Source organism: Inquilinus sp. OTU3971, from assembly GCF_038440215.1.
The window spans coordinates 1-5,776 of record NZ_JASATH010000305.1 but is presented as its reverse complement, the minus strand read 5'-3'; the positions used below and the strand labels follow the sequence as shown (position 1 = coordinate 5,776).

The window sequence follows — 5,776 nt, the reverse complement described above, 5'->3', positions numbered from 1 at the left end:
CTCCTCGCTTATGACGCAGTAAGACTAGGTCGCCGGCTTGATCGGCACCGGCCGGGTCATCAGGTCGACATAGAGGTCGAAGAAGCGGCGGTTGTCGAACTGCTTCACCACCTTGACCTTCTGCAGCAGCTTGGTCGGCTGCTCCTGCCAATAGCCGAAGGTGCGGCCGTAGCCGGGGCCGAAGGCGATGTCGACGTCGAGATACAACTCCTCGACCTTGGTGGCGTAGCTGGGGTCGACCAGATAGGCGAGGGCGAGCGTGTCGAAGACATTGACCGTCGCATTCGCATCCCTGGCATAGGCCTTGGCCATCCAGCTGTCCTTGAACAGCGCCGGGATCGGGCCGTCGCCGGCGACGATGCGGTCGAAATCAGTCTTGGACAGCTGGGTGATGTCGGTGACGTCGAGCGGGATGATGGCCTGGTCGATCGGCTCGCGCATGACGATGCGCGCCGCCTCCGGGTCGATCCAGACATTCATCTCGGCGGCCGGGGTGGTGTTGCCGCGGATATCGACCGCGCCCGCCATGTAGACGATCTGCTTGATCAGCGGCACGATCTCAGGGTTCTTGCGCACCGCGAGCGCGATATTGGTGGCCGGGCCGATCACCAGCAGCGACACCTCGTGCGGGTTGGCTTTGACCGTGTCGACGATGAAGTCGATCGCATCCTGGTCGCGCAGCTTGGCCTTCTTGGCGAAGCCGTCCGGCGGCGCCACCAGGTCGGCATCGGCCGGCTGCGGCCGGTGGAAGGCGGTCTTGTAGCTCTCGCCGAAGCCGTAGAGGGCGCGTTCGCTCTCGAAGCTCTCCGGGTCGTGCACCAGCGGCAGGTTGGCGCCGGCATAGACGCCGACCTTGTCCTCGATGCCCAGGCGCTCGACGGCGCGCAGCGCGTCCGCCACCTCCTGCTTCAGCCAGTTGTTGCCGGTGACCACGGTGACGCCCAGCAGGTCGATCACGCCCTGGTGGTCGAGCTGCGCGGCCATGATCAGGACCTGGCCGTCATCCCCGGCGGTGCTGAAATCGGTGTCGAGAATGATCTTCTCGGCGGCCACGGCCGGCGCCGCGGCCAGGGCCCATACCGCCGCGGCGGCGGCGATCCATCGCTGCATCTTCTATGCCTCCTCCTGTGCGGACGCGCGTCCTTCGATCCGAGTCGCCGCGGTCCGGTATCCTACGATGGCACGCTTCGATGACCGGTCGCAGTGCGGATCGTGAGCGGGTCACCTGACAGGCCGATGGTGCCGCGCGACTCGGTTCCGGTCGACGACGGCCTCGTGCTTTGGCTGATCAAGCGGCTGTGACCGCCCAAAGCGCCGGCATCCGCCCCGAAACAGGGCAAATTTTGGGCAGAATCGAGCGTGACCAATTTTTAATCTCTTTTCGCTTGCGAACCTCGCCGCGCCGTGCTTATGTTGCAGTGCGATATGCAGTGATGAGCTGCTGTCGTAACGCACTTCTTGGGCGTTTCCTCCCTAAACTCGGGCCGCAGTTCGCTGCGGCCTGTTTTCTTTTGGGGGACAGGCCAAGCCCCGGATCCGCGGATCAGCCCCCAGCCGTCACGAAGGCGGCGAGCTCCCGGCCGAACCGGGCCGGCTCCTCATGGAAGGGGCTGTGGCCGCTGTCCGCATAGACCGAGAGGCGGCTTCCCGGGTGGATCGCCTTGATCCGCTCCGACATCGCCAGGCGGACCAGCCGGTCATGCGTCCCATGCGTCAGCAGGATCGGGCCGGCATAGGCCTGGAAGACGGGTTCGAGGTCCGGCGTGGCCGTCCTGACGAAGCCTTCGCCCACGGCCCGCGCGGTCATGCCGTTGACCACCAGCATGCGCTGCAGCTCCACGCTCGTCGGCGGCTGGTGGAAGCAGGCCTCGAGAAAGCGCGCCGTTTCCGCCGTCCGCTCGGCCAGGTCGGGCGAGGTGGTGGTGCGGGCGAAGGTGCCCGCCAGCGGCGTCAGCAGATCCGGCGACAGCTTGGTGACCGCGTCGACCAGGTTGATCCCCGCCACCCGCGCGCCGCCATATTTCCGCAGATACGCGCCGGCCACGTAGCCGCCGAGAGACCAGCCCACCAGGACGGGGCGGCGCAGCTTGGCGGCGGCGATCACGGCGGCGACGTCGTCCGCCCACCGGTCGGCATCCGCATAGGCGTCGGGGGAGGGCGGCTTGTCCGAATCGCCATGGCCGCGAAGGTCGAATCGGACCAGGCGGAAGCCGGCCAGCGCCGGGTCGGCGAACTGCTTGTCCCAGCTCAGGCGGCTTTGGCGCAGGCCGTGGATGAACAGGATCTCGGGCGCCTGCGGGTCGCCCTGTGCCTCTCCCGTCAATGTCGTGCCGTCCGATGACCGGACGGAGAAGGTCTCCCGTTCCTGTGGAGCCGCGAATCCGAGCCTGGCGTGAACCGCGAGGGCGGCAAGGCCGATCGTTCCGGCCAGGAAGCTTCGTCGTGAGCGATCCATCAGAGCGTCATCCATGTTGTTTATCGATCACTAATCAACCGGTTTGACGCCGGCCGTCAAGATGTTGTTTAGTGATCGATATGGAACCGGATGCGAAATCGCGCGGCGGGCGGCCGTGGAGCTTCGATCGCGACAGGGCGGTCGAGACCGCCATGCGGCTGTTCTGGCGGCATGGCTACGAGGGGGTGTCGGTCGGCGACCTGACCAAGGCGATCGGCATCGCGCCGCCGAGCCTCTATTCGGCCTTCGGCAGCAAGGCCGGGCTCTACCAGGAGGCGCTGAACCGTTACGAGGAGAGTCTCGGCTCGCTCGACATGACGCCCGTCGCCTCGGCCGCCACGCTGGCGGAGGCGGTGCGGCGGCTGCTCGAGGCGGCGGTCCGGGCCGTCACCGATCCCGATCGCGAGCGCAGCTGCATGGTCTCCAGCGGCATGATCACCTGCCACCCCGAGCACGCCGCGCTCGCCCGCGATCTGGCCGCCCGGCGCGACGCCATGCGCGAGCGGATCGCGCAGGCCCTCCGGCCCTTCGCCGATACGGAGGAGGTGCGCCGCCTGGCCCGGCACCTGGCGGCCGTCATGCAGGGCATCTCGATCCAGGCCCGCGACGGTGCAACGCCGGCGGAGCTGCAGGAGATCGTCGAGGATTTGGTCGCCGGCGTCGCGGCGCGGTCTTCGCGCTAGGACCTTTCCCTCGGCGCCGCGTTCAGGCCGCAGCAGACACCGCGACCGTCAGGATTTGCACGTTGCCGTCGCCCGGCGCCGACAGGTCGACCGAGTACCCCGCCGCCTGTGACGCGACCGTCCAGTTCCAGGTCGCGTAGTTGGTGCCGATATGGACGTCCGCGACCTGCGGACCGTCCTGGGGGCCGGCGTAAAGATAGAAGTCGCCATCGAACGGACAGCCGGTGCCGTTGTTGCCATCGTTGCTGACATTGATGCCGGCGAAGCTCTGGGTCCCGAAGGCGGCGAGCGGGCGCCAGACATTGCTTCCGACATTGTCGGCGACGCTGCCGCCGGGGCCTAGCACGCCCTGCGCGGTGACGTTCATCCACATCGGCTGCGGCGTGTTGTTGATGATGATGACCACGATGGCGGCCTGGTCGTAGTAGTCGTTGAGTGTGCCGGGGGGCGAATAGTTGGTCGGCAGGGTCCATCCGCCGATCCCGTGGAAGTAGCCGTAAGGATTCGTCTCGTTGGCCCACAGGATCGACAGCACATCGGTGTTGCCGATCGCCGTATAGGTGTTCTGCCGCCCGTCTTGCGTCTGCTGGATGTAGGTCAGGCCGTCGGGTTGGAGCCCGAGCCGGTCCAGGGGCTGGTTCGGCGGTCCGTGAATGACGTCGCCACTGATGCTGTAGCCGGAGTTCAGCGGCATCAAGGTCTGCAGCACCTGAACCATGTAGCCCTTCAGCAGCTTGTTCGCCTGCATCGGTCCCATGCTGCCCGACCAGTAGAGCGAAGACAGGCCCGACAGGTCGCAGATCATGCCGTAGATCTGCTCCATTTTGCCCCAGTCGCTCAGGATCACGGCTTCCATCTGCCCGAGAGCGACCCCGGACTCGTTGAAGGCGGCGAGCAGCGCCTGCTGCAGCTGTGCGACCGTCATTTCATACTGCTCGGCCTTCTGCAGCGCGGCGGTCCAGAGTGCGCTGCCGGAACTGGCCTGCATCTTTGCTTGGGCGGCGGTGGAGCCGGATTGCAACACGTTGGCCAGCGCCGAGAGCCCTTTGCTTGCCAGTTTAGAGAAGTCCTCGAACTGGGATCCGGCCTTCGGATCGCCCGCCGCGGCGCCGGCCATGTTCAGCGCGGTGTAGACCGTCCCATCGACGATATCCCAGATCCAGGCGTGGCTCTTCTTCCGCGGGATCTGCTTGCCGGGCAGTTCCAGCAGCGTCACCAGCTCTTGCAGCGCCATGGTCTGCTGCAGGCCCAGATTGACGTGGAGGGCGCCGATCTGCTGGAACAGCGACCGCACGGCGACGGCCGCGGTCAATTCCCGAGTCAGCTGGGCGACGATCGCATCGGGGGGCATCGTGGCGAGCCCGGCCTGATAGCTCGCGAGCGGCGCTGCCAGGTTCATATACTGGGCCCGCAGCGTGATGCCCTTCAAGCCGAGCTGCTTGTCGATGTTGTTGTAGGCGGCTTCATCGCTCTTCGCCCCCGGGAAGGGCTGGCGCGGCTGCGCCAACACCGTTTGCAGGGCCTTGCCGGGTGCGATGTCCCAGATCTGGGTCGCCGTGGCCGACGACGCCAGGGGCGAGGTGACGACCGGGACCGGCGCGGGCTTCTGCGGGTTGAAGGTGCCGTCGACCGTCAGAACCTGCCCATTCTGTCGGTTGTAGATGATCCCGTCGCTCGTAGTGGTCCAGAGCTGGCACGGATAGGCTTGGGGAGACCGCAGCGACACGACGACGGTGCTGCCGTAGACCGGGGCATCCAGGGTGCTGGACGGGCTTACGGCGAGGCTGAGAACCAGGTTCGGATCGACCGAATTGACGATGTAGCCGTCGGGGGGTGAACTGCCAGATGGCGGCCGGGCCGCCTGCACGGCTGTCGATGACCGCCCGTTCCTGCAGATAATAGGGGCCGCTGTCGTCCGAGGGCAGGGTCGCATTGGTGACGTCGATGGTGAGGACGAGATCGAGCAAGGTGGTGGCCTGCCCGTCGATCTGGACGGGGCAGGTGCTCCGGATCGGTGTCCATTTGCCGTAGGAGGGGCCGGCCGGCTGCACATACCACAGCTGTTGCGGCGGCGGCGGCGCGTCGTCCGCCGCGGGGCCGGCCTCCGTGCAGACCGGGGTGCCGGGCGTCGTGGCTCCGCCTTGCACCGTCAGACACCGGCCGCCGTCGCTGCCCAGATTCATCAGCGCCCCGACCGGCACCTTCGAGCTGGTTCCCGCCTGGGTGGCACCGTGATCCCAGGCCCAGCGCTGCTCCAGCGCCCGCGGCCGGAGGACCGCGAGCGCGACCTGTCCGCCGCCGGTGGGGCTCGCGAGGCCGAGACCGGGGTTTAGGGCACTGACGATGTTTCCGTCGAGCGTCAGCTGCCAGAGCTGATTGATGGCCGGCTGCGCGTAAGCCGAGTCCAGCGCAGTGTCGATCACGACCGTGCCGTCGCCACAGGCGGTCAGCATCCTCGGCGACGAGCTGTGGAGGCCGCTGTTGATCGTGAAATACTGCCCGGACGGTTCCGGCTGGTACGGAAGGAGGGTCCAGGTCTCGTTGGATGCGGTGTCCGACTTGTAGGTGTAGATCCCAGTGTCTGGGGGGGGCGGGCGGCCCCCCGCGGTTTGAAAAAAGCCCGGGGGCGGGTTGGGCA

Annotated in this window: 4 protein-coding genes; 1 reads left to right on the top strand and 3 read right to left on the bottom strand. The window is 67.0% G+C overall.

The window, feature by feature from the left end; translation table 11 throughout:
- Nucleotides 1–24 precede the first annotated feature (24 nt).
- Both AAHM41_RS38370 and AAHM41_RS38365 read right to left on the bottom strand, forming a co-directional pair.
- Nucleotides 25–1,110 (bottom strand): nucleoside hydrolase, encoded by a 1,086-nt coding sequence (locus AAHM41_RS38370; protein ID WP_342241903.1) that lies wholly within the window; start codon nt 1,108–1,110, stop codon nt 25–27.
- Between the two features lie 433 nt (nt 1,111–1,543).
- The gene (locus AAHM41_RS38365) at nt 1,544–2,455 is read right to left on the bottom strand and encodes an alpha/beta fold hydrolase (protein ID WP_342241902.1); all 912 of its coding nucleotides are present in this window, start codon (nt 2,453–2,455) and stop codon (nt 1,544–1,546) included.
- An 80-nt stretch (nt 2,456–2,535) separates the two neighbouring features.
- Between AAHM41_RS38365 and AAHM41_RS38360 the strand changes: the two genes are divergently transcribed.
- Complete coding sequence (locus AAHM41_RS38360; RefSeq protein ID WP_342241904.1) at nt 2,536–3,138, top strand: TetR/AcrR family transcriptional regulator; 603 nt, start codon at nt 2,536–2,538, stop codon at nt 3,136–3,138.
- A gap of 22 nt (nt 3,139–3,160) precedes the next feature.
- Here the strand turns inward: AAHM41_RS38360 and AAHM41_RS38355 are convergent, their stop codons facing one another.
- Nucleotides 3,161–5,005 carry a hypothetical protein gene (locus tag AAHM41_RS38355; protein WP_342241901.1) on the bottom strand — a complete coding sequence of 615 codons (1,845 nt, stop codon included), beginning with the start codon at nt 5,003–5,005 and terminating at the stop codon, nt 3,161–3,163.
- Nucleotides 5,006–5,776 lie beyond the last annotated feature (771 nt).

Coding starts and splice junctions, on each gene's coding strand:
- AAHM41_RS38370 (WP_342241903.1), bottom strand. CDS start 1,110: ATGCAGCGATGGATCGCCGCCGCCGCGGCGGTATGGGCCCTGGCCGCG.
- AAHM41_RS38360 (WP_342241904.1), top strand. CDS start 2,536: ATGGAACCGGATGCGAAATCGCGCGGCGGGCGGCCGTGGAGCTTCGAT.
- AAHM41_RS38365 (WP_342241902.1), bottom strand. CDS start 2,455: ATGGATCGCTCACGACGAAGCTTCCTGGCCGGAACGATCGGCCTTGCC.